The sequence below is a fragment of the Microbispora sp. H10885 genome, from assembly GCF_014161415.1.
Classification (GTDB): domain Bacteria; phylum Actinomycetota; class Actinomycetes; order Streptosporangiales; family Streptosporangiaceae; genus Microbispora; species Microbispora triticiradicis.
Genome location: NZ_JABBWY010000004.1, coordinates 625,139 through 646,755 on the forward strand (window position 1 = coordinate 625,139; position 21,617 = coordinate 646,755).

General features: G+C 71.7%; 22 protein-coding genes. 12 read left to right on the forward strand and 10 right to left on the reverse strand.

The genetic code is table 11. The features are described 5' to 3' along the window. Positions 1-7: 7 nt before the first annotated feature. The 4 genes from HHX37_RS14015 to HHX37_RS14030 form a co-directional block, all read right to left on the reverse strand. A complete protein-coding gene (locus HHX37_RS14015) occupies positions 8-1,084 on the reverse strand; it encodes a ketoacyl-ACP synthase III family protein (RefSeq protein ID WP_182879902.1) in 1,077 nt (358 codons plus the stop codon). A gap of 18 nt (positions 1,085-1,102) precedes the next feature. Further along, a complete protein-coding gene (locus HHX37_RS14020) occupies positions 1,103-1,354 on the reverse strand; it encodes an acyl carrier protein (protein ID WP_111700718.1) in 252 nt (83 codons plus the stop codon). Beyond that, positions 1,351-2,403 carry a ketoacyl-ACP synthase III family protein gene (locus HHX37_RS14025; protein WP_244302346.1) on the reverse strand — a complete coding sequence of 351 codons (1,053 nt, stop codon included), beginning with the start codon at positions 2,401-2,403 and terminating at the stop codon, positions 1,351-1,353. Before HHX37_RS14025 ends, HHX37_RS14020 begins: the two co-directional genes overlap by 4 nt. A 357-nt stretch (positions 2,404-2,760) precedes the next feature. Beyond that, positions 2,761-4,083 (reverse strand): cellulose binding domain-containing protein, encoded by a 1,323-nt coding sequence (locus tag HHX37_RS14030; RefSeq protein WP_138462654.1) that lies wholly within the window; start codon positions 4,081-4,083, stop codon positions 2,761-2,763. Positions 4,084-4,721: 638 nt separating this feature from the next. Between HHX37_RS14030 and HHX37_RS36665 the strand changes: the two genes are divergently transcribed. Further along, positions 4,722-4,850, forward strand: a complete 129-nt coding sequence (locus HHX37_RS36665; protein WP_259402696.1) for a hypothetical protein — start codon at positions 4,722-4,724, stop codon at positions 4,848-4,850. Between the two features lie 578 nt (positions 4,851-5,428). After that, complete coding sequence (locus HHX37_RS14040) at positions 5,429-5,839, forward strand: RNA-binding S4 domain-containing protein (protein ID WP_182885645.1); 411 nt, start codon at positions 5,429-5,431, stop codon at positions 5,837-5,839. A 37-nt stretch (positions 5,840-5,876) separates the two neighbouring features. On the opposite strand, the gene gap is transcribed toward HHX37_RS14040, so the two are convergent. The 3 genes from gap to HHX37_RS14055 all read right to left on the reverse strand — a co-directional run bounded on the left by gap (position 5,877) and on the right by HHX37_RS14055 (position 9,046). Further along, entirely contained in the window at positions 5,877-6,875 is a 999-nt protein-coding gene (gap, locus tag HHX37_RS14045; protein WP_182885646.1) for a type I glyceraldehyde-3-phosphate dehydrogenase, read from the reverse strand. A 150-nt stretch (positions 6,876-7,025) separates the two neighbouring features. Then, positions 7,026-7,973 (reverse strand): GlxA family transcriptional regulator, encoded by a 948-nt coding sequence (locus tag HHX37_RS14050; RefSeq protein WP_182885647.1) that lies wholly within the window; start codon positions 7,971-7,973, stop codon positions 7,026-7,028. A 101-nt stretch (positions 7,974-8,074) separates the two neighbouring features. Continuing rightward, complete coding sequence (locus tag HHX37_RS14055; protein WP_182885648.1) at positions 8,075-9,046, reverse strand: helix-turn-helix transcriptional regulator; 972 nt, start codon at positions 9,044-9,046, stop codon at positions 8,075-8,077. Positions 9,047-9,092: 46 nt separating this feature from the next. Between HHX37_RS14055 and HHX37_RS14060 the strand changes: the two genes are divergently transcribed. The 3 genes from HHX37_RS14060 to HHX37_RS14070 all read left to right on the forward strand — a co-directional run bounded on the left by HHX37_RS14060 (position 9,093) and on the right by HHX37_RS14070 (position 10,318). Next, the gene (locus HHX37_RS14060; RefSeq protein WP_165900669.1) at positions 9,093-9,251 is read left to right on the forward strand and encodes a hypothetical protein; all 159 of its coding nucleotides are present in this window, start codon (positions 9,093-9,095) and stop codon (positions 9,249-9,251) included. Continuing rightward, positions 9,248-9,700 carry a hypothetical protein gene (locus HHX37_RS14065; RefSeq protein ID WP_182885649.1) on the forward strand — a complete coding sequence of 151 codons (453 nt, stop codon included), beginning with the start codon at positions 9,248-9,250 and terminating at the stop codon, positions 9,698-9,700. The genes HHX37_RS14060 and HHX37_RS14065 overlap by 4 nt, the downstream gene beginning before the upstream one ends. Positions 9,701-9,823: 123 nt before the next feature. After that, positions 9,824-10,318 (forward strand): NUDIX domain-containing protein, encoded by a 495-nt coding sequence (locus HHX37_RS14070; protein WP_182885650.1) that lies wholly within the window; start codon positions 9,824-9,826, stop codon positions 10,316-10,318. 35 nt (positions 10,319-10,353) lie between these two features. Here HHX37_RS14070 and HHX37_RS14075 read toward each other — a convergent pair whose 3' ends face one another. Beyond that, a complete protein-coding gene (locus tag HHX37_RS14075; RefSeq protein ID WP_182885651.1) occupies positions 10,354-10,917 on the reverse strand; it encodes an ArsR/SmtB family transcription factor in 564 nt (187 codons plus the stop codon). A 79-nt stretch (positions 10,918-10,996) separates the two neighbouring features. Here HHX37_RS14075 and HHX37_RS14080 point away from each other — a divergent pair, with 79 nt between their 5' ends. Next, positions 10,997-12,427 carry an alpha/beta hydrolase family protein gene (locus HHX37_RS14080; RefSeq protein ID WP_182885652.1) on the forward strand — a complete coding sequence of 477 codons (1,431 nt, stop codon included), beginning with the start codon at positions 10,997-10,999 and terminating at the stop codon, positions 12,425-12,427. Between the two features lie 13 nt (positions 12,428-12,440). On the opposite strand, the gene HHX37_RS14085 is transcribed toward HHX37_RS14080, so the two are convergent. Both HHX37_RS14085 and HHX37_RS14090 read right to left on the reverse strand, forming a co-directional pair. Further along, the gene (locus HHX37_RS14085; protein WP_182885653.1) at positions 12,441-12,857 is read right to left on the reverse strand and encodes a hypothetical protein; all 417 of its coding nucleotides are present in this window, start codon (positions 12,855-12,857) and stop codon (positions 12,441-12,443) included. A gap of 79 nt (positions 12,858-12,936) precedes the next feature. Further along, the gene (locus HHX37_RS14090) at positions 12,937-13,650 is read right to left on the reverse strand and encodes a TetR/AcrR family transcriptional regulator (protein WP_182885654.1); all 714 of its coding nucleotides are present in this window, start codon (positions 13,648-13,650) and stop codon (positions 12,937-12,939) included. Between the two features lie 327 nt (positions 13,651-13,977). Here HHX37_RS14090 and HHX37_RS14095 point away from each other — a divergent pair, with 327 nt between their 5' ends. From HHX37_RS14095 to HHX37_RS14120, 6 genes are all read left to right on the forward strand, one after another. Then, on the forward strand, positions 13,978-15,009 hold the full coding sequence (locus HHX37_RS14095; protein WP_182885655.1) for a 3-oxoacyl-ACP synthase III family protein: 1,032 nt from the start codon (positions 13,978-13,980) through the stop codon (positions 15,007-15,009). Then, positions 15,009-15,239, forward strand: coding sequence for an acyl carrier protein (locus HHX37_RS36670; protein ID WP_111700703.1), 231 nt, complete (start codon positions 15,009-15,011; stop codon positions 15,237-15,239). The genes HHX37_RS14095 and HHX37_RS36670 overlap by 1 nt, the downstream gene beginning before the upstream one ends. Next, positions 15,236-15,991, forward strand: coding sequence for a 2-oxo acid dehydrogenase subunit E2 (locus tag HHX37_RS37720; RefSeq protein ID WP_182879926.1), 756 nt, complete (start codon positions 15,236-15,238; stop codon positions 15,989-15,991). The genes HHX37_RS36670 and HHX37_RS37720 overlap by 4 nt, the downstream gene beginning before the upstream one ends. Continuing rightward, the gene (locus HHX37_RS14110; protein ID WP_182878212.1) at positions 15,988-17,070 is read left to right on the forward strand and encodes an alpha/beta hydrolase; all 1,083 of its coding nucleotides are present in this window, start codon (positions 15,988-15,990) and stop codon (positions 17,068-17,070) included. Before HHX37_RS37720 ends, HHX37_RS14110 begins: the two co-directional genes overlap by 4 nt. Then, positions 17,067-17,837 (forward strand): thioesterase II family protein, encoded by a 771-nt coding sequence (locus HHX37_RS14115; RefSeq protein WP_182879928.1) that lies wholly within the window; start codon positions 17,067-17,069, stop codon positions 17,835-17,837. Before HHX37_RS14110 ends, HHX37_RS14115 begins: the two co-directional genes overlap by 4 nt. Before the next feature lie 62 nt (positions 17,838-17,899). Continuing rightward, positions 17,900-21,617, forward strand: a 3,718-nt coding sequence (locus HHX37_RS14120) for a type I polyketide synthase (RefSeq protein WP_182885656.1), incomplete at its 3' end; no start/stop codon positions are given.

The window sequence follows — 21,617 nt, forward strand, 5'->3', positions numbered from 1 at the left end:
GCGCGGACTATCGACCATCTGCGTTCATTTCCCTTCGATTTCCGACCCATTGAGGAAGATCGAGCATCTTGATCACGGCGCTGGAGACGGTCACTCCCGGCCCTGTGCCGAGCATCAGCATGTGGTCGCCGGGGCGCAGTTGCCCGGTCATGAGCAGGTGATCGAGGGAAAGGACCTGGTCGCTGGCCCCGCAGTGGCCGATGGTGCGGCCGTAATCCCAGGTCGAGCGTGACATGGGCAGGTCGAGCACGGCCATGCACCGCTGTTCGACGATCTCTTCGGAGTAGTTCATGAACGCCACCCGGGTGAGATCGCCGGCCTTGATTCCGCTCTCGTCCAGCGCGCGCTCGACGACCTCCATGAGGGCCCGCTGGATGTTGAACAGCGCCGAGGTGGCCTCGCCCTTGGGCATGACCTGCTGCCGGAACTGCTCGTTCCGGGCCGCGAAGCTGATCCGGCGCCCGACCGTGACGCCCGGGGGGAACAGGGGTTCGCTGCCCCGGTGCAGTTCCTCGGCCTCGGCCACTGTCGTGGTGCAGACCGACATCAGGCGCGCGAAACCCGCCTCCTTGGTGAGCACGAGCGCGCTGGCGGCGTCCCCGCCTATGTAGCCGGGGCCCATCCGCCACCGGTCCATCAGCGGCGTGCCGTAATTGTCGGAGGCGACCAGCAGGGCGGCCTGCCGGCCGGGAGCGGCGCCCAGGTAGCCGGCCGCGAGTTCCAGGGCGATGAACATCCCGTTGCAGCCCTGCCGGATCTCGGTGGCCAGGACGTCCCCGCCGACCAGATGACGCTGCAGGTAGGAGTGCGGGGGCCAGCCGTCCGGTCCCTGGTGCCACGTCGAGGCGTACAGGAGGAGATCCAGGTCGGCCGGTGCCCGCCCGCTGCGCTTGAGCGCGCTCTGCGCCGCGTGCAGGGCCATCTCCGGAGCCGGCAGGTCACCGGCCACCGCCGTCCCCGCCAGGTTGTGCAGTTCGGCCTCTTCAGCCGGGTACCAGCCTTTGGCGACGGCCTTCTCGACACTGACGACGGTCCGCGGGAGGAAGGCTCCCACTCCGCTGATGTACGTGTCCGCCCACTGCATGACTCTGCCCTCGCTCCGCTAGACGGATTCGAGTTCTCTGACCATCGCCACGATGGTCAGGACGTCCTTGAAGTTCTCGGGGTCGAGCTTCGCGGCGGGGATCGGGACGCCGATGTCCCTCCGGAGGAAGTTCAGCAGCCGCGCCGTCCGCAGGGAGTCCAGGAGACCCGACTGAAGGAGCGGGGTCGTCTCGTCGACCTTGATGTCGTCGCCCTCCAGGACGAGGTTCTCCTGGATGTAGTCGATCAGCCTCTGGGTGATCTCGGTCATGCGCGTGCTCCTCTCTTGACGGGAGAGGTGGAAAGGACCCTGAACACCGCAGCGGCGACGGACGTTCCGGAGCCGAACCCGACCATGAGCAGGTGATCGCCGGCTACGAGCCCGCCGGTCGCGATCAGATGCTCGAAGGCGATGAACTGGTCCACCGCGCCGCAGTGGCCGACGCGCCGCCCGTAGTCCCAGGTGGTCTGGTCTTCGTCGACGCCCAGCCAGGACATCTGCCCGTCCAGGTCCTCGCGACGGCCGTGCGGGAATGCCACCCGTGTGATGTCGGCGAGTCCGATCCCAGCCTCGTCCAAGGTCTTTTCGACCTGTTGCATCATCGTTTTTTGAATCGTCAGGTGGATCCCGGTTCCCTGCCTCTGGAGCAGCCGCTGGCGGAACTCCTCGTGCCGGTCTCCGAAGCTCAGCCCCCTGCCGACGGTGGCGTCCGGGGGGAACAGGGGGTAGGCGCCGTCGTTGACCGCGTCGGCCTCCGGGATCACCGTCGCGTTCACCGACAGGAGCTCGGCCATGCCGTACTCCTTGCCGAGGAGGAGCGCGGCCGCGGCGTCGCCGATCAGCGCTCCGGGGGTCATCCGCCAGCGGTCCACCAGCGGGGTGCCGTGGTTGTCCGAGGAGACGACCATGGCCGTCTCCCGGTCGGCGTCGGCCTGCAGGTAGCTCGCCGCCAGCTCGAGCGAGCTGATCATCCCTACGCAGCCGCTCCGGATCTCGAACGCCGGCACGTTCCCGCCGAGGAGGTGCATCTGCAAGTAGTGCTGGGGCTGCCAACCGTTCGGGCCCTGGTGCCAAACCGACGGGTAGAGCAGAAGGTCGAGATCGCGCGGGGAGGACTCACCCCAGCGGTCGTACGCGTCCAGGACCGCGAGCCGCGCCATCTCGGGCGCGGGCATGTCGCCGGCCACCGCCGCGCCGATCTGCTGGAACTTCTCGGCCTCGTCGGCCGGGTACCAGCCCTCACGAACCGCCCGCTCGACGCTCACGCTGTCAGGCACATAGACGCCGAGGCTCCTGACGAACATGTTGGATGTACGCACACGTCCCCTAACTCATCGACGATCCCGGACAACGGCCTTCGACAGGAGAAGGCGGCTTACCCGGTTTATTCGGGTCCCGGGATATCACGTGACTCCCGGCCGGTCACTGCAAGCGTGGAATAAGCCGGCGAGCCGCCACGGGCAAGGATAGGGGCGGCCCTCGGGTGAAGCAATATGAAAGCCCGCGATCTGGTCAGCGACATTACGTGATCGAGGCCGGACGGATCGTGTTTGAATTTGGACATCGCTTTTCCGCTTCACGTCGCGGTTTCCCGAATGCAATAGGCCGCGATCCGGACGGCGGGAGAACGACGCCGGGCCGTCGCCATTCGGCTCAGGCCCGGCGCGCGCGTCGTCTCAGGCGGGCACTGTCGTGCAGGCGATGTCGTTGAGTTTGAACTGGGCCGGAATGCCGTTCGTGCCGGTGAAGCTCGCCGTGAAGCCGAAGCTCTGACTGGAGCCGGGGCCGATGTAGGAGTTGTAGCCGAGGTCGCGTGCGGTCACCTGGGTGCCGGACTGGGTCACCGTGGCGCTCCAGGCGCTTGTGATCTGCTGGTTGCCCGGCCAGGTCCACGTCACGGTCCAGCCGTCGATGGGGGTCGTGCCGGTGTTCCTCATGGTCACACTGCCGTTGAAAGTGCCGCTCCCGGAGCCGCGGGCGTAGGTGACCTCGCAGGAGGTGCCCATTTTGAGCCCGCCGCGCAGGAAGGTGGCGAAGTTGGCCCAGGTGGGGTTCAACGTGCCGGTGCCGACGGTCTCGGTGCAGTCGGTGGTGGTGCGGACCGTCTGCGTGCCGTAGTGGGCAGGGTCCATGACCTGGGGCATCATGTGATCCGCTCCGGGCACCGAGATGAACGTGGCGTCGCCGCACTGGGCCTTGATTTTGTTGTAGAGAAGGACGCTCTGCCCGTGCGGCACCAGGAAGTCGGCCTGGCCGTGCAGGAACATCAGCGGCGGGTCGTTGCTGTCGACGTAGGTCATCGGATTGGCCTGGGCCACCGTGGCCGGACAGGTCTGGATCGGGCAGCCGACCAGGAGGGATTCCGGGGAGGCGGGAGAGTTGTGGTCCAGCCCGCCGGTCGGCAGGTTCTGCGCGTTCATCTGCAGGAAGTCGGTCGGGCTGTAGAAGGCGAGTCCCACCTGCACGGCGCTGGAGACGCCGGTCGTGCCGATGGTGCCCTCCAGCGCCGCCACGCCGCCGGACAGGGTGGCCATCTCCGTCAGCCAGCCGCCCGAGGAGTCACCCATGATCGCGATGCGATTGGGGTCGATCTGGTACGTGGCGGCGTTCGCGCGCAGCCAGCGGATGGCCGCCTTGATGTCGTGCACCTGGGCCGGGAAGATCGCTTGAGCGCTGGACCGGACGCTGACGCCGGCCACGGCGAAACCAAGAGGATTGAAGACGGCCGCGATCGCGTCCGCGCCGGTCTTGCCGTCGTCGCTCGACCACGCGGAGCCACTGTGCCAGATCAGCAGCGGCCGGGGCGTGATGCCGGTGGACGGCAGATATAGGTCCAGCATGTGCCCCCTGCTGCCGGCCGGCTGCGCGGGCGCGTAAGAGATATCAGTGATCACCTGCGCGGCGTGAGCCGGTGGCGCGAAGACCGCTGAGACACCGACGGCGGCCAGCATGGTCATCGCCATGCCGACGATCATTGCCTTGGTGATTCGAGCTTGCATGGTGCGACTCCGTTGGTCGGATGATCGCCGCGTCCGTGGTGGCCGTCCATGTCTCCTCCGGCGCCGGGGCGGCCGCGACCAGCACGCGACCGTAGCGCTGCGAGAACAACGTCCTGCTCGAGTGTCGCGGCTCACATCGATATGGGCGGGGCGACGATATGACACGTCGTGACGATGGTCAAAATTTTCGTTGTATCGCTCTAATCGAACAGGGAACGCGGCATAAATCGTGCTTTATGGACACGAAGTGCGATTAGGGTCTCAGATCACCTATGGCATGCACAGGCAGTCGGATACGTACCCACGAGGTCTTTCAAGGCCGCCCAGCCCCGAATTGACAACGGCAGAGATTGCCGGTAGTCAGCCGATCTCGGAGGCAACGGCGGCGTTACCGGCGGTAAACACCCGTGAAACATGTCTCGTTCCACGAGAAGGCCGGTGAAAGTTTCACGCTCTTCCCCGCGACCGAGCCGGACGTGACAATCTCTCTGGCGCGTAGTTGAGTGATAATGTCCACCGTCATGATCTCCCCAGTCGCAGGAGGACGAATGCGAAAGGCACGCGCTGTTCTCATCTCGGCCGTCATGGTCCTTGGAGTGTCGTCAACGATCGGCGCCACCCCGGCGCAAGCCGCAAGCTTGGTCGGCGCTTTCAGGGACTACTCGGAGTGCCAGCGAATCGGAAGCCACGGCGTCGCCCAGGGCTGGTGGGAGGGCTATTCGTGCGTGTGGGAGAGCCGGTACCGCTACTACTTCCTCTACACGTGACCCCGTGAAACGCACGTGCCCCCGGCCCTGAGGAGCCGACCCGGGGGCGCGTGCGCTCCAGTACACGCGGAGCCGCCGCTTGGAGAGACGACGACCTCGTGACGCACGTCGGTCTCGCGCAGCGCGTCCGCGATCTCTCGTTGCTGTCCGGAAGGGACGACGTGGTCGTTGTCTCCGACGGGGAAGAGCACATGCCCGATGATCCGCGAGGTCGGCGACAGCGTCGGCTCGAGTCGGCCGATCGGAAAATGTCGGTGGCCGGCAGCCGGCCGCCGTAGAAGACGGCCACCGCGGCGAGGGTCCTGTCACCTGGGCCCATGCGATAGACGCCCACATCCCCCGTGGCGCGGGTGACGCAGGGGCTACCGGTAACCGTGGACCTGCCATGGAGGGGAATGGTGCTTCTTCGCGGCAGCGCGATTCCCCATGCCCGTCCTGCCACCCGTACGGAGTGCCGCATCGCCACCTTGTGTTTTGACGCCCGCTGACGGCTCGGCCGCCATCGACCTCGACGTGCCCAGCATCGACCAAGCCCGCGCTCGCACGTCGGCACGCGCCGGTCTCAGTAGAGTGGCGGGGTGCCGGGTGAGCAGGTGAGTGCGCGGGTGGACATCTGGATCTGGTCGGTACGGCTGACCAGGACCCGTTCGATCGCGTCCGACGCCTGCCGGGGCGGTCACGTCCGGGTCAACGGGGTGCGGGTCAAGCCCGCGCACGTCGTCCGGGCCGGCGACGAGGTCCGGCTGCGACTCGAGGGGCGCGAACGCGTCGTGGTCGTCTCCCGCGTCATCACCAAGCGCGTCGGCGCCCCCGTGGCCGCCGAGTGCTACGTCGACAAGAGCCCTCCGCCCCCTCCGCGCGAGGAGGCCGTGACGGTGGCCGTCCGGGCTCGGGGCGCGGGACGTCCCACCAAACGCGAGCGCCGCAGCATCGACAAACTGCTCGGGCGCCCGCCGGCGGGAGGAGCGGGACCGCCGGCCACGGGGTGAGTGACGTGAAGATCCGCGACTTGCGCGTACGGCGGGCTCAGTCGCGGGCGAGCAGCTCCAGCGTGTCGACGACCCGGTTCGAGAAGCCCCACTCGTTGTCGTACCAGGCCACCACCTTGACATGCCTGCCCTCGACGCGGGTGAGGGCGGCGTCGAAGATCGCCGACGCCGGCTGGCCGGTGATGTCGCTGGAGACCAGCGGCTCGTCGGCGTAGTCGAGGATGCCCTTGAGCCTGCCGTCGGCGGCGGCGCGGTAGGCCGCGAGCACCTCGTCGCGGGTCACCTCGCGTGAGACGGTGGTGTTCAGCTCCACGATCGAACCCACCGGGACCGGCACGCGGATCGCGTCGCCCGACAGCTTGCCGTCGAGGTTCGGCAGCACCAGGCCGATGGCCTTGGCGGCCCCTGTGGTGGTGGGCACGATGTTCACGCCGGCCGCGCGGGCGCGACGCAGGTCGCGGTGCGGGCCGTCCTGCAGGTTCTGCTCCTGGGTGTAGGCGTGCACCGTGGTCATGAAGCCGTGCTCGATGCCGGCCAGGTCGTCGAGCACGGACGCCAGCGGAGCCAGCGCGTTCGTGGTGCACGAGGCGTTCGAGACGATCACGTGCTCGGCGGGGTCGTACGCCTCGGTGTTCACGCCGTAGGCGAGCGTGACGTCGGCGCCGTCGGAGGGGGCGCTCACCAGCACGCGCCTGGCGCCCGCGTCGATGTGCGCGCGGGCGGCACGCGCCGCGGTGAAGCGGCCGGTGGACTCGAGCACGAGGGCGACGCCGAGCTCGGCCCAGGGCAGCTTGGCGGGCTCGCGTTCGGCGAGCACCTGGATGCGGCGGCCGTCGACCACGAGGTCGGCGCCGTCGACCTCGACGGGGAGGCCGAGGCGGCCGAGCGCGCTGTCGTACTTGAGCAGGTGCGCGAGGGTCTCCGGGGCGGTGAGGTCGTTGACGGCGACCACTTCGAGGTCGTTGTCGCGTCCGAGCAGGGCGCGGAGGGTGTTGCGTCCGATGCGGCCGAATCCGTTGATGGCGATGCGAGTCATGGGCGTTCCTTTCGTTCCGCTCGTTCTGGGCTCCATGGTCGGCGCTCGGACGCCGGGCCGACAGTGGCCCGAATGACAGCACGCGCAAGAATCAAGCCAGAAGTTTCGCCACCGTCCGCAAGGATCTCGCCACACCCTGCCCGACCGGGTTCAGGCCGAGAAGGTGTGGCGGTACTCGGTCGGGGAGGTGCCGAGGATGCGCTGGAAGTGCAGGCGCAGGTTGGCGCCGGTGCCGAGCCCGACCCGGTCGGCGATCTGCTCCACGCCCAGATCGGTGCGTTCGAGCAGTTCGCGTGCCAGGTCCACGCGTGCCCGGAGCACCCACTGCATCGGCGTGTGGCCGGTGTCCTCCACGAACCGCCGGGAGAAGGTGCGCGCCGACACGCGGGCGTGGCGGGCGAGGGTCTCGAGGGTCAGCCGTTCGGACAGGTGCGCCAGGGCCCACTCCCGCGTGTTCGCGAACAGGTCGCCGAGCGGCTCGGGCACGCTGCGGGGAACGTACTGCGCCTGACCGCCGCTGCGATAGGGCGCCGCCACCAGCCGTCTCGCCACGTGATTGGACAGCCCGACGCCGTGGTCGCGCCGCACCAGGTGCAGGCACAGGTCGATGCCGGAGGCCGCGCCCGCCGACGTCAGCACGTCGCCCTCGTCCACGAACAACACGTTCTCGTCCACCCGTACGAGCGGATGCTTGCCGGCGAGGGCCTTCGTGTAGTGCCAGTGGGTCGTCGCCCGCTTGCCGTCGAGCAGGCCCGCCGCCGCCAGCGCGAACGCCCCCGTCGAGATGGCGGCGAGCCGGGTTCCGCGCTCGTGGGCGGCCATGAGCGCGCCGAGGACAGCGGCCGGCGGCTCCGTGGCCGCCGGCTCCCGATAGCCGGGGATGAAGACGGTGTCGGCGTGCTCGAAGGCGTCGAGGCCCTCGGCCACGTGATAGGAGAGGCCGTCGCCGCCGGTCACCAGTCCGGGCGCGGCGCCGCACACCCGCACCTCGTACGGCATGCTCGGCCGGTTGGAGAACACCTGCGCGGGGATGCCGACGTCGAGTGGTTTCGCGCCCTCCAGCACGAGCACGGCGACGCGATGGTTCTTCCGGCTCATCCGCCTCCTTCGGCTCTTCCACGGTGCGGTGCGTCCCGTCGCGCCGTGACCGTCGTGACCCCTACCGCAAGCATCCTGCCATCCGCCCGCTCGGGCGCGCGTCACCGGTAGAGGACGGCCAGGGCCGCGGCGGTGTCCGCCAGCCTGCGCCGCAGTTCGGCGGGCTCCAGGATTTCCACCTCGGCGCCGAGCCTGAGGAACTCGGAGTGGGCGTGCGTCAGCGACTCGATCGGCACGGTGGCCCTGATCCAGCCGTCCGGGTCCGGGCCCTCGGCCGTGTCGTCCACGGCGGTCACCACGGCCGAGCTCATCGTCTCCCGCAGCCGCTCACACCCGTCCGGCGAGAGCCGGATCACCGCGTGCCCCTGGAACAGCCGCGACCGGAAGCCCGCCAGGTGCTCGCGCCAGTGCCCGGCCAGGTCGAAGCCCTCGGGGCGCTCGAACGTGTCGTCCGTGACCCGCAGCCGCAGGATCTGGGTGACCCGGTAGGTCCGCAGGGCGCCGTCACAGCGGGCCACGAGGTACCACTTCCCGCCTTTGAGCACCAGCCCGTACGGCTCCAGCCGGCGTTCGACCTCGGTGGGGGCGGCCCACCGCCGGTAGAGCACCTCGATGACGCGGCCGTTCCACACGGCCTCGGCGACGTCGGGCAGGTGCGGCACGTGGTCGCCGTCGTGGTACCAGCCGGGCGCGTCGAGGAGGAAGTGGTCCCGGATCCGCCTGACACCGTCCCGCAGGGCGGCGGGCAGCGCGGCCTCGATCTTGAGCTCGGCAGCCGCCGCGAGGGAGCCGAGCCCGAGTTCGGCGGCCGGTCCCGGCAGCGGGGCCAGGAACAGGGCCTCCGCCTCCCGCGGGGTCAGGCCGGTGAGCCGGGTGCGGAAGCCGTCCATCAGCCGGTATCCGCCCTCGTGCCCGGCCTCGCCGTACAACGGGATGCCGGCGGCGTGGAGCGACTCGACGTCGCGGTAGATCGTGCGGACGCTCACCTCCAGCTCTTCGGCGAGCTGGCGGGCCGTCAGGCGCCCCCGCGACTGGAGCAGCAGAAGGATGGACAACAGCCGGGACGCGCGCACATCCACTGACAATAGGTGTCAGTGGAGGGGCCGTACGGTCCCGGGCATGGCATTCATCCACAAGATCACGCGGCCGCTCGGCCCGATCGCGGCCGACGGCCGGTACCACGACGACCAGCGCGGGCGGGCGTCCGAGCCGGGGGACGGATCCCCGGACCGCGGCGACCACCTGGCCGGCGCCCGGCCGGAAGGGGCGGGACGGTGAACGACTTCGACTTCTTCGTCGGCACGTGGGACGTGGCCAACCGGAGGCTGCTGAAGCGGGGGGTCGGCAGCGACGAGTGGGAGGAGTTTCCCGGCCGCTGCGTCGCGTACGGCTTCTTCGACGGCGCGGGCAGCTTCGACACGCTCACGCTGCCCACCAAGGACTTCGACGGCGCGACGGTCCGGACGTACGACGCCGAGCGGGACGAGTGGTCCATCTACTGGATCAACAGCAGGCGCGGCCTGGATCCGGTCCCGGTCGTCGGCCGCTTCGTCGACGGGGTCGGCACCTTCTACGCCGACGACACCGACGACGGCCGCCCGATCCGCGTTCGGTTCACCTGGTCGGGGATCACGCCGGACTCGTGCCACTGGGAGCAGGCCTTCTCCTACGACGGCGGCCAGACCTGGGAGACCAACTGGATCATGGACTCCACCCGCGTCGGGTGATGCCGGGCCACGACAGCCGAGTCCACCGTGAGATCCCGGCCGGTGGTGGGTGAACCGCCTCCGTGTGAGGTTTGGAGATACGCCGGCGCCGGGACGTGCGCGGCTCGTAGTGTCGGAGCCGTCATGAGTGACTCCGCGTCATACCTGGCCTACGTCGCCTCCGTACCGCGCCTTCGTGCCGCGGCAGGCGCCTTGCTCCGAGACGACGAGGGACGGGTGCTTCTCGTGCACCCGGTCTACAAGGACGAGTGGGACATCCCCGGCGGAATCGTCGAGGCGGGGGAGTCCCCTGTCGGTGCTTTACTTCGGGAACTGCGGGAGGAGCTGGGCATCGCGCCGTCGGTGGGCCGGCTTGCCTGTGTCGACTGGGTGCCACCGGCACCGCCGTGGGACGCCGGGCTGATGTTCGTCTTCGACGCGGGCGTGCTCACCGATCCCCAGATCGCGGCGCTCCGCCTGCAGCCCGAGGAACTCGACGACTACAAGTTCGTTCCTCCGACGGACCTCGGCACGCTCCTGCCGCCAGGCCTGACGCGGAGGATGAACGCGGTGGTCTCGGCGGCGGACGCCGGGCATACCGCTTACCTGGAGGACGGCCTCATCCGCCCGCTCCCGTAGCCGGCCTTAAGCGCCGAGGCTGCCACGAGCACGAATCAGGATTCGTCGGCGGGGAAGGCGAACATCCGGACGTACATGGGCCGCGCCTCAGGCGGCGCGTCCTGTGCCCGGTGGCTGTACTTGAGCAGCAGCGCCATGTAGGCGTCGAAGAACTCGGCGAACTCCTCCTTGGTCATCCGGCCGAGACCGCGTGAACCCTTGGCCCAGTCGGGGTCGCGCCGGTACGCCTCGGGGAAGCGCTCCATGAGTGCCCGGTCCTCCTCGAAGCCGACGCGGTGGAACTCCTCCAGCACCGGGCGGTCCTCGGGCGCGAGCTGTCCGGGGGCCGGGGCGCGCATGTCGCGCGGGACCTCGGCCCTGCGCCACCACCGCTCCCGGCCGGTCGATCTCTCGGGGATCTCCTCGATGAAGCCGTACTTCTCCAGCTGGCGCAGGTGGTAGCTGGTCGTGCCGGTCTTCGCGCCGAGCAGCTCGCCGATCGTCGTGGAGGTCGCGGGCCCGTGGATGTTGAGGTGGCGCAGGATGAGGCGCCGCATGGGGTGGGCCAGAGCCTTGAGACGGCCCGGGTCGTCGAGCAGGAACGGCTCCTCGTCCTTCATGAGGATCACCCTAGTCCTCCAGAACGATATCTGCAGAGATGTCTTTGCCGAGACTTCTCTGCAGACTAGTTTCGGCAACATGCGTCGAATCGCCCTGGCCCTTGGCCTCGCTCTCACCTTGACGGCCGCCCCCGCAGTGGCCGCCGCCGCTCCACCGCCCTCCGCCGCCGGGGAGGCGGTCGCCGTTCCCGCCGACCTGACCGGAAGGGAGGTGAGTTTCGCGGGCGGCGGAGGCCTCACTCTGTACGGCACCGTGCTGTCGCCCGCGAAGGCGTCGCCGGGGCGGCCCGGCGTGGTGCTCGTCCACGGGGCCGGCACCGGCACGCCACGCGCCAAACTCATGGGCGAGGCCGTGGAGTTCGCCCGCAGGGGCATGTCCGTGCTGGTCTACGACAAGAGGTCGGAGGGCTACTCGCTCTTCCGCCGCTCCTACTCGACGCTCGCGGACGACGCGCTGGGCGCGGTGGCCACGCTGCGGTCGCAGCCCGGCGTGGACCCGGCGAAGGTGGGCGTCTGGGGGCTCAGCGAGGGCGGCTGGGTCGCGCCCCTGGCGGCCTCCCGCTCGCGGGACGTCGCGTTCGTCGTGGTCGTCGGCGCCAACGCGCTCACGCCGCTGCGGCAGCAGACCTGGGCCGTCGCCGCGGGCCTGCGCAAGGCGGGGGTGGCGGGGTCGCTGGTGGACCGGGCCGAGCCGAACCTCTACCGGACCATCGCCGACGGGGGCATGTTCCCCGAGCCCTGGTACGACCCCGAGCCGGCCCTCGCCGCGGTGCGGCAGCCGGTGCTCGCGATCTGGGGAGTCCATGACCTGCTGACCCCGCCGAAGGAGACCCCGCCGATCTTCGCGCGGGCGCTGGAGAAGGGCGGCAACCGGCACTACACGTTCCGGTTCTTCCCCGGGGCCGACCACGCCGCCCACCTCACGCCCGACGGCGGCGTCACCCGGCTGCCCGCCCTCGCTCCCGGGTACGCCGACCTGGTCGGCTCCTGGGTCCGCGAGGCCGTCTCGGGACGGCCGCCGCTGGCGAGCATCTCGGGCCCCGCACCCGAGCAGGCGACGCCGACCGTGCCGGTGGACCGTCCGGCGCCGTGGGAGTCGGCCCCGGCGCAGGCGGCCGTGACGCTGCTGCTGATCGCCGTCTTCGCCGCCTACCCGTTGACCGCCCTCGTCCGCCGGCTGCGCGGGCGGTCCCGTACGGCCCTGCCGGCCGCGCCGCGGGTGCTCAGCGCGGCCGGGCTGATCGCCTTGCTCGGGTCGTTCGTCTTCCTGTTCTACCTGCTCATGACCGGGGGCAAGCTGGCCGCGCCGGGACCCGTGCTGTTCGGTCGCCCGATCGTCTGGCTGGGCCTGCAGGCCCTGGCGCTGACCACGGTGGTCGCCGCCGTACGGACGGTCCGGGCGTGGCGGAGGGCCGGGGCGAGGAGTGAGCGGGTCCGCCTCGGCCTCCTGCTCGCCGGCGGCGTCGCCTTCCTCCCGTGGGCCCTCTACTGGGGCCTGCTGCTCCCGTGAGTGGCGGAGACGCTCAGCTCGTCAGCAAGCCGATTCCGAGGGAGAGCACCCCGGCGGCCAGGCACAGCGCGCCGATCCAGAGCAGGGCGATCAACCGGTTCGGGCGAGTGGTTCCCTGTCCCAGCGAGGACAGGAAGAAACCGGCGGACATCAGCACGGCGGCGGCCGGTACGCCGAGCCGGGCGATCCACACCGGGACACCGCTCAGACCGGTGGCGTCGACGAAGAGCAGGCACACGAGCCCGAGGGTCACCAGCACCCCCGCGTGCGCGTGCCCGGCACGGGCGAAGGCCTGCTGGAAGGGGGTCATCGACACCTGGCCGCGGACGATTCTGGAGAGGAACCATCCGCCGAACTCGATGGTCACGATGGTCAGCAGGACGACGCCCGCGATCCACCGGGTCTCCTGGCTGAGCTGCAGGGGGGTCATGGCTCTCCTGTGGCAGAGGTTGCCGGTCGGGGGTCGGGGCCGCGTACGGCCCGAGGGGAGGAAGTGCCGCGGAGACCGGTCACCGGCCGGTGCCCAGCGCGGTAGCGGGAAGACCGAGCGTCCGCGCGAGATCGGCGAGTTCCGCCTCGAACAGCTCGCCCGCGTCGTCGCCGATGGCCCGGGTCAGGCCGAGCGACTCGACGCTGACCATGCCGTACAGCCGTAGCCAGCACCGGGTGAACGCGACCGCGGCCGCGGAGGAGGGGAGCTCGGTCTCCAGTTGTTCGAGGAGCCGCCGGGCCGGCCTTTCGGTCGCCGGGGAGGGCTGTCCGGGCGGCAGGGGTACGGGCCCGTAGTCGCGCCAGACGCCGGAGAAGACGTCCGCGAAGAGCCTGCCCACCTGACGTCGTGCCCGGCCGGCCGACGCGCCCTCGTCCGGCGAGGACACGAACCAGGAGAGGTGGAACTCCGCGCCGTGTCCGACGGCCCAGTTCCGCAGCGCCCTGCTGGCGGCGATGAGCCGGCCCGCCGTGTCGGCCGCGTCGACGTGATCGACGGCGCTGACGATGTGCTCGGTCAGCTCTTCCAGAACGGCCACGACGACCGCGTCCAGCAGGGTGCGGTGGCTGTCGAAGTAGCGATAGACCCCGGGAGGGGTCATGCCCATCTCGCGGGCGACCGCCCGGATCGTCAGCGCCTCGGCCCCCTGGTCCGTCAGGATGCCGCGGCTCACGGAGATCAGCTCACGCAACGTGGCGTCACGCACTCGCTGACGCCGGAGCGAAACCGTCATCGAGCCCCCTCCACTGCTCGTACCTCTCCCGCGGCGACCCGTGGGAGATGAAGCTCTGTAGCAAAAGTTGTCACATGTTAACTGTAGCGTTTAGTCGTAGCGAAAGATTCCCTAGGACGTTTTAGTTACCGGCAATCCGGCCCAACGGGATGTGCGGCTTTCCTCCCTTGGTGATCTTGTCGGCGGTTCCTGCCCGTTATCGGGGGCTTAGGGCTGCTTTAGGGGTTGCTCTTAGCGTCTGAACCGTCATCAGCAGTGCCGGGGCTCGCGTCCCGATCCGCTGCGCGCAGGGCGCGGTGGCGCGGACGCGGCTCGTTGGAGGAGCGTATGGCGGAGACACCGGTACGACTTCTGTCGGTGGGAACGGCGTTGCCGGGACCTCCCATCGACACGGCCGCCCTTGCCGGGGCGTTCGGCATGGACCAGGTGTGGCGGCAGTGGGTCGACACGTTCATCGGCACACGGACGCGTCATCTCGCGGTCGACCTGTCCACCGGCGAACGGCGGGACAGCCTGGCCGACCTCGGCGAGCGCGCAGCCGTCCAGGCTCTCAGCCGGGCCGGGATCTCCGCGGAGGAGATCGACGTGGTGGTGCTGGGCACCGCCACTCCCGACACGCTGATGCCGGCGACGGTGAACGTCGTCGCCGAGCGGCTCCGCATCGACGGCGTGCCGGCGTTCCAGCTCCAGTCGGGCTGCTCCGGCGCCGTGCAGACGTTCGACGTCGCGGCCTCGCTGCTGGCCACCGGCCGCTACCGCACCGCGCTCGTCGTCGGCGGCGACGTCATCGCCAAGCACTACGACGTCAAGGCCGACCTGACGGCACTGCCGCCCGACGAGCTGGTCAACTACGTGCTGTTCGGCGACGGGGCCGGGGCCGCCGTGCTGAGCACCGCGGGCCCTCCGGAGGCGCCGGTGCTCCGGTCGGTGCTCACCCGGCTGTCCGGCCTCGACCGCGCGCCCGGCCAGATCCTGCGCTGGTACGGCCTGGCCGACCGTGACGCGACCGAGGCCCCGGCCAGCGAGGACTACAAGGCCATCGAGGAGTTCGTTCCCGTCCTCGCCGAGGAGACGGCCGACGAGTTGCTGGACGACCTCGGCTGGGACCGCGCGGAGGTCGACTACCTGTTGCCCCCGCAGCTGTCCGTCGCGATGACCGGGAAGATCACCGCGCGGCTCGCCTTCCCCGCGGCCGAGGAGGTCTCCTGCGTCGCGGAGACCGGCAACAACGGCAACGCCCTGGTCTTCTTCCAGCTCGACCGCCTGCTGCCGCGGATGACGCGGCCGTCGCGGGCGATCGCGGTGGCCATCGAGTCGAGCAAGTGGATCAAGTCGGGCCTGGCCCTGGAGCGTGCCTGATGGCCGCGATCAGCAGGGAGGAGTTCGTGGACCTGCTCCAGGACGAGATCGGCCTGGCCGTCGGCGGCGACGACCTCGGCCGCGCCCTCGACGAGGTGCCCGGATGGGACTCGCTGCACCTGCTGACGATGCTCGTCCTGCTGGAGAAGCGGGTGCGCCGGCCGCTGTCGCTGCCCGACTTCCTCGAGGCCGCGAGCCTGGAGTCGGTCTACGAGCTGGTGAACCGATGACCGGCCGCCCGTTCCCCTCCCAGCGCAGGCACACCCTGTTCTTCCTCGACCAGATCCGCGACTTCTCCCCGGTCTTCCTCGACACCGAGGTGGACGCCACCGCGATCGTCGCGGGACGGGCGCGGGCGCACCAGGCGGGGGAGCGCCGTTCGGTCGTCTCCTACGTCGTGCACGCGGCCGCCGGGGTCCTGGCCAAGCACCCCGAGGCCAACTCCGCCATACACGGCCGGCTGGACCCGGTCGTCGCCTCCTTCGACACCGTGGCGGCCAAGGTCACCCTCGACAAGACCTGGGAGGGCCGCCGCGTCGTGCTCGCCACCGTGATCCCCGCGCTGGAGTCCGCGTCCCTGGCCGACGTACAGGCGCACCTGGACCGGGCGGCCGCCGCCGATCCCGGCACGGCCGAGGAGTTCGCCGGCATCCGCGCGCTGCGGAGACTGGCCTGGCAGGAGGCGCTCGACCGGTTCCGCGAGATGGCGGGGCTGCTCGACCGGCGGCCCGCCGTCACCGGCACGTTCAGCGTCACCTCGCTCGGCCACCGAGCCGTCGACGGCTTCCACTCGGTCGGCGGCACCACTGTGACCCTCGGCGTGGGCCGGATCGCCGACCGCCCGGTCGTCAGGGACGGCGCCGTGGTGGTCGCCCCCGTCATGCGGCTCTCGCTGGCCTTCGACCACCGCGTGATCGACGGCGCCGAGGCCGCCGACGTGCTCACCGAGATCAAGGAAGCGCTGGAGGCGTACGAGGAATGAACGACCTGACCGAGCTCAAGCGCTTCGTCGTGGCGCACGCGATCTCGCAGAACCTGCCGGCCGACCACTACGGCGCCCTGCTCGACCGCATCACCGCGGACGCGGGTGACGAGCCGGGCTCGTGGCCGTACGAGTGGATCCGCGCCGGGGACGAGTGGGACGCCGCCGGCGAGACGGCCCTGGCCTGCCAGTACTACACCATGGGCCGCTTTCCGTACGTGGACGGCCCGGGCCGCAAGCGCGCGCTCGCCCGCTGCCTCGACGCCTTCGACCGGTGGCGGCGCGGGGTGCCGGGCCTGGAGCCCGTCGTCGTGGACGTGGACGGAGTCCCGGTGCGGGTGTGGGCCGCCGGCCTGTCCGCCGACGAGCCCCGGCCGCTGCTGGTCATGACCGGCGGCATCGTGAGCCCGAAGGAGCAGTGGGGGCCGGTGCTCCCGCAGATCGCGGCCTTCGGCATGGCCGGGGTCGTGGCCGACCTGCCCGGCGTCGGCGAGAGCCCGCTCCGGTACGGCCCGGACGCGTGGCGGCTCTTTCCGGCGATCCTCGACGCCCTGGAGGGACGGGCCGAGGTGCGCGAGACCTACCTGCTCGCGCTGAGCTTCAGCGGCCATGCCGCGATCACCGCCGCGCTGCGCGACCCCCGCGTGCGGGGTGTGGTCGCCAACGGCCCGCCCGTCCACGACTTCTTCACCGACGCCGCCTGGCAGGCCCGGGTGCCGAAGGTCACCCGCGACACTCTGGCCCACCTGGCGGGTGTGCCGCCGGAAGCGGTCTTCGCGCACGTGCGCGACTGGGCGCTCGACGACGCCGACCTGCGCGCGCTCACCGTGCCCCTCGCCGCGGTGACGGCGAAGCGGGACGAGATCATCCCTCCCGGCGACACCGAACGGCTGAAGCGCTCGGTGCGCGACCTGCGGCTGATGGAGCACGACGACGTGCACGGCGCCCCCTCCCACCTCGCGGAGACCCGCGTGTGGAGCCTGCTCGCGGTGCAGCGGATGCGGCCCGGCGCCGACCCGGGGGTGACCGCGTCGCTGGCCGCCGCCCTGGAGGCCGCCCGGGCGGGAGCGGCCGGGTGAACGCCCCTCTCGCCGGAGCGCGGGTGCGGGGCGACTGGCTGCGCGAGTTCGCTCCCGCCGCGCCCGGCGCCCCCCGCCTGGTCGTGTTCCCGCACGCCGGAGGCTCGGCCGGCTTCTTCATCCCGCTCGCGCGGGCGCTCGCCCCGCAGGTGCGCGTGCTGGCCGTGCAGTACCCCGGGCGCCTCGACCGGCGGCGCGAGCCGCCCGTCGAGGACGTGCGCGAGCTGGCCCGCAGGGTGGCGGACGTGCTCGCCCGGGAACCGGACGACGGCCCCCTCGCCTTCTTCGGGCACAGCATGGGCTCGCTGGTGGCGTTCGAGGCCGCGCTGCTCGGCGAGCGGGGCGCCGGCGCCGCGCCCGAGCGGCTGTTCGTCTCCGGCGGGCGGGCGCCCGCCCTCACCCGGGTGGATCCGGTGATCCTCCGGAACGACGCCGCGCTGCTGGAGGAGGCCCTGTTCCTCGGCGGCACCTCCCGGCAGGTGCTGGAGAGCGCGGACCTGCGGGAGCTCGTGCTGCCCCCGCTGCGCGCCGACTACCGGGCACTGCGTTCCTATCTGCCCGATCCCGGGGCGCGGGTCCGCTGCCCGGTCACCGCGCTGGTCGGCGACCGGGATCCGCGGGTGACCGTCGACCAGGCCGCCCGGTGGCGGGACCACACCGACGGCGGGTTCCGTCTCACGGTCCTGCCCGGCGGCCACTTCTACCTGACCCCGCGGCTGGAGGACGTCGCGGCGGCGGTACGGAACGGGCTCGCCGTACGGGCCTGACCCGCCTCCCCTCCCGCGCCGTCCGCGCCCGACCACGCTCATCCTGCTCACCATGACCGAGAGTGAGGCACGACGTGATCAGCCCCGACCCGCAGGTGTCCCGGCCCGTCGCGGTCGTCGGAGTCGCGTGCCGCCTGCCCGGCGCGCCACACCCGGACGCCCTGTGGCGGCTGCTGGAGGAGGGCCGCTCGGCCGTCCGCGAGGTGCCCGGGGGCCGAGCGCCGTCCCCGCTCCTGGACGCCCTGGCCCGGGAGAACCCCGGCGTGCGGTACGGCGCCTACCTCGACGACATCGCCGGATTCGACGCGGAGTTCTTCGGGATCTCCCCTCGCGAGGCCGCCGCCATGGACCCGCAGCAGCGGCTCGTCCTGGAACTGGCCTGGGAGGCGCTGGAGGACGCCGGCGTGCTGCCCGAGACGCTGCGCGACACCCCGACGGGCGTGTTCGTCGGGTCCATCGCCGACGAGTACGCCGCACTGTCGCGCCCCTCCGCGATCGGGCGGCACACTCTCACCGGCACCACCCGCGGGATCATCGCCAACCGCGTGTCGTACGCCTTCGGCCTGCGCGGGCCGAGCATCGCGGTCGACACCGCGCAGTCGTCGTCGCTGGTGGCCGTGCACCTCGCGGCCGAGAGCGTGCGGCGCGGCGAGTCGCGCCTGGCGCTCGCGGGCGGCGTCAACCTCATCGTCGACCCGGCCGGCACCGCGGCGGTCGCCCGGTTCGGCGGGCTGTCGCCCGACGGCCGGTGCCACACCTTCGACCGCCGGGCCAACGGCTACGTGCGGGGCGAGGGCGCCGGGCTGGTGCTGCTCAAGCCGCTGGACGCCGCGATCGAGGACGGCGACTCCGTCTACGCCGTGCTGCTCGGCGGCGCGGTCAACAACGACGGAGGCACCGACGGGCTCACCACCCCCAGCGCCGGCGCCCAGGCCGAGGTGCTCAGGCACGCCTGGGCGGCCGCCGGCGTCGCGCCCTCCGACCTGCAGTACGTCGAACTGCACGGCACCGGGACCCGGGTCGGCGACCCGGTGGAGGCGCGGGCCCTGGGTCTCGCCCGCCCCGGCGACGGGCCGGCCCTGCACGTCGGATCGGTGAAGACGAACATCGGACACCTGGAGGGCGCCGCCGGGATCGCCGGTCTGATCAAGACCGTGCTCAGCGTCGCCCGGCGGCGGCTGCCCGCGAGCCTCAACTACGCCGAGCCGAACCCGGAGATCGACTTCGACGGCTGGGGCCTGTCCGTACGGGTCGCGGGCGGGGAGTGGCCCAGGGACGGCGCGCGGCTCGTCGCGGGCGTCAGTTCGTTCGGCATGGGCGGCACCAACTGCCACGTCGTGGTGGCAGAGCCACCCGCGGCGCCTCCGGCCGTCCCCGTGGCGCCTCCGGCCGCGCCCGGCACGCCGGAGGCCGCACCGGCGCGCACCCCTCTCGTGCTGAGCGCGCGCACCGGTGCCGCCCTGCGGGACCAGGCCGCCCGGCTGCTCGACCTCGCCGCCGGGGGCGGCATGTCCGGCGGCGAGGATCCTTCCGGCGCGGCTCGGGCCGCCGGCCTCGCCCGGAGCCTGGCCACCACGCGAACCGCCTTCGAGCACCGGGCGGCCGTCACTGGGGACGTGGCAGCGGGGCTGGCGGCGCTCGCCGAGGGCCGCCCCGCCGCCGGGCTCGTCACGGGCAAGGCCACCTCCGCTCCCGTCGCGGTGCTGTTCCCCGGCCAGGGCAGTCAGCGGCCGGGCATGGGCCGCCGGGTCCACCAGGATCACCCCGTCTGGCGGGCCGCGTTCGACGAGGCCGCCGCTGCGTTGAACGAGCGGCTGCCGCGTCCTCTGGAGGAGGTCGTCTGGGCGGAGCCGGACGGTGAGGAGGCCCGGCTGCTCGACCGCACGGCCTTCACCCAGCCCGCGATCTTCGCGGTCGAGGTGGCGACCTTCCGCCTGCTGGAGTCGCTCGGAGTCGAGCCGTCCTTCGTCGCCGGCCACTCCATCGGCGAGGTGGCCGCCGCGCACGTCGCGGGCGTGCTCGACATGTCGTCCGCCGCCGAGCTGATCACGGCACGGGGGCGGCTGATGGAGTCGCTGCCCTCCGGCGGCGGCATGCTCGCCGTCGGCGCGCCCGAGGAGGAGGTGCGGGGGCTGATCGCGGAGGTGGACGGCCTCGTGGTCGTCGCCGCGGTGAACGGTCCCCGGTCCGTGGTCGTCGCGGGGGAGGACCCGGCGCTCGACGCCGTCGCCGCCGTCGCCGTCGCGCGCGGCCACCAGACCCGGAGGCTCCAGGTGAGCCACGCCTTCCACTCGCCCCTGATGGACCCCGTGCTCGACGAGTTCCGTGCGGTGCTCGCGGGGCTCGCGTTCGGCCCGGCCCGCGTTCCGTTCGTGTCGACCGTGACCGGGGAACTCGCCGGCCCCACCGACGCCGACACCCGTGCGGGTCTCTCGGCGGGCTACTGGGTGGACTACTGGGTGGAGCACGCCCGCCGTACGGTCCGCTTCGCCGACGGCCTGGACCGGTTGCGGGCGCTGGGCGCCGGAATCTTCGTGGAGGCGGGGCCGGGGACGGCCCTCAGCGCGGCCGGGCGGGAGGCGCTGGGCTCGGTGGCGCCGTTCGTGCCGGTCCTCGGCAAGGACGACGACCTGGACCTCGCCGTCGGGCGGCTGTTCACCGCCGGGGTGCGGCTCGACTGGGACGCCGTCTTCCCGCCGGGAAGCCCTCGCGTCCCGCTGCCCACCTACCCCTTCCAGCGCGAGCCCCACTGGCTGACGCCGGCTGCCGCGGACGGGACCCCTCCGCCCGCTGTGTCCCCTGCTGTGCTCCCGGTCACGGCCCCGGTGTCGCCCGCCCACGCCGCCCGTACGGCGAACAGGGAAGGGCGGGTGATCGAGGAGGTGGCGGCCGTCCTCGGCTTCGCCGACCCCGGGCGCGTCGACCCCGAGGCGACGTTCAAGGACCTCGGCCTCGACTCGCTCGGCCTGGTCGAGCTGCGCGACCGCCTGAGCGCCGCCTTCGGCGCCGACCTCCCCGCCGCCGCGTTGTTCAGTCATCCCACTCCCGCCTCCATCGCCCGCCACCTCGCCGGGGAAGCCGAACAGGACGCCGCGCAGGATGCTGCGCACGAGGCCGTACGGGACGTCGTGGCGGTGGACGACGACCCGGTGGTGATCGTGGGGATGGGGTGCCGGTTCCCGGGCGGGGTGGCCTCGCCGGAGGACCTGTGGCAGGTGGTGGCCAGTGGCGCGGACGTGACGGGCGACTTCCCCGACGACCGGGGCTGGGACCTCGACGCCCTCTTCGATCCCGACCCGGAACGGCCCGGCGCCTCCTATACGCGCCGGGGCGGCTTTCTCCGTGACGCGGGGGAGTTCGATCCGGCGTTCTTCGGGATGAGCCCTCGGGAGGCGCTGGCCACCGATCCGCAGCAGCGGTTGCTGCTGCAGGTGTCGTGGGAGGCGCTGGAGCGGGCCGGCATCGACCCGCTGTCGCTGAAGGAGACCCGCACCGGGGTGTTCGTCGGCGCGACCGCGTCGGACTACACGCCCCGCCTGCACGAGGGCGGCGGCGGGACCGACGGCTACCTCCTCACCGGGGGCAGCGTCAGCGTGGCGTCGGGGCGGATCGCGTATGTGCTGGGGTCGCGGGGTCCGGCGTTGACGGTGGACACGGCGTGTTCGTCGTCGTTGGTGGCGTTGGATCTGGCGGTGCGTGCGGTGCGGTCGGGGGAGTGCGGGCTGGCGTTGGCGGGTGGGGCGGCGGTGATGGCGTCGCCGGGGATGTTCGTGGAGTTTT

What these genes read in the sequence shown, in the direction of transcription:
- HHX37_RS14015 (WP_182879902.1), bottom strand. Translation starts at nt 1,084, where the DNA reads ATGCAGTGGGCGGACACGTACATCAGCGGAGTGGGAGCCTTCCTCCCG.
- HHX37_RS14020 (WP_111700718.1), bottom strand. Translation starts at nt 1,354, where the DNA reads ATGACCGAGATCACCCAGAGGCTGATCGACTACATCCAGGAGAACCTC.
- HHX37_RS14030 (WP_138462654.1), bottom strand. Translation starts at nt 4,083, where the DNA reads ATGCAAGCTCGAATCACCAAGGCAATGATCGTCGGCATGGCGATGACC.
- gap (WP_182885646.1), bottom strand. Translation starts at nt 6,875, where the DNA reads ATGACTCGCATCGCCATCAACGGATTCGGCCGCATCGGACGCAACACC.
- HHX37_RS14050 (WP_182885647.1), bottom strand. Translation starts at nt 7,973, where the DNA reads ATGAGCCGGAAGAACCATCGCGTCGCCGTGCTCGTGCTGGAGGGCGCG.
- HHX37_RS14060 (WP_165900669.1), top strand. Translation starts at nt 9,093, where the DNA reads ATGGCATTCATCCACAAGATCACGCGGCCGCTCGGCCCGATCGCGGCC.
- HHX37_RS14070 (WP_182885650.1), top strand. Translation starts at nt 9,824, where the DNA reads ATGAGTGACTCCGCGTCATACCTGGCCTACGTCGCCTCCGTACCGCGC.
- HHX37_RS14075 (WP_182885651.1), bottom strand. Translation starts at nt 10,917, where the DNA reads ATGAAGGACGAGGAGCCGTTCCTGCTCGACGACCCGGGCCGTCTCAAG.
- HHX37_RS14080 (WP_182885652.1), top strand. Translation starts at nt 10,997, where the DNA reads ATGCGTCGAATCGCCCTGGCCCTTGGCCTCGCTCTCACCTTGACGGCC.
- HHX37_RS14085 (WP_182885653.1), bottom strand. Translation starts at nt 12,857, where the DNA reads ATGACCCCCCTGCAGCTCAGCCAGGAGACCCGGTGGATCGCGGGCGTC.
- HHX37_RS14090 (WP_182885654.1), bottom strand. Translation starts at nt 13,650, where the DNA reads ATGACGGTTTCGCTCCGGCGTCAGCGAGTGCGTGACGCCACGTTGCGT.
- HHX37_RS14095 (WP_182885655.1), top strand. Translation starts at nt 13,978, where the DNA reads ATGGCGGAGACACCGGTACGACTTCTGTCGGTGGGAACGGCGTTGCCG.
- HHX37_RS36670 (WP_111700703.1), top strand. Translation starts at nt 15,009, where the DNA reads ATGGCCGCGATCAGCAGGGAGGAGTTCGTGGACCTGCTCCAGGACGAG.
- HHX37_RS37720 (WP_182879926.1), top strand. Translation starts at nt 15,236, where the DNA reads ATGACCGGCCGCCCGTTCCCCTCCCAGCGCAGGCACACCCTGTTCTTC.
- HHX37_RS14110 (WP_182878212.1), top strand. Translation starts at nt 15,988, where the DNA reads ATGAACGACCTGACCGAGCTCAAGCGCTTCGTCGTGGCGCACGCGATC.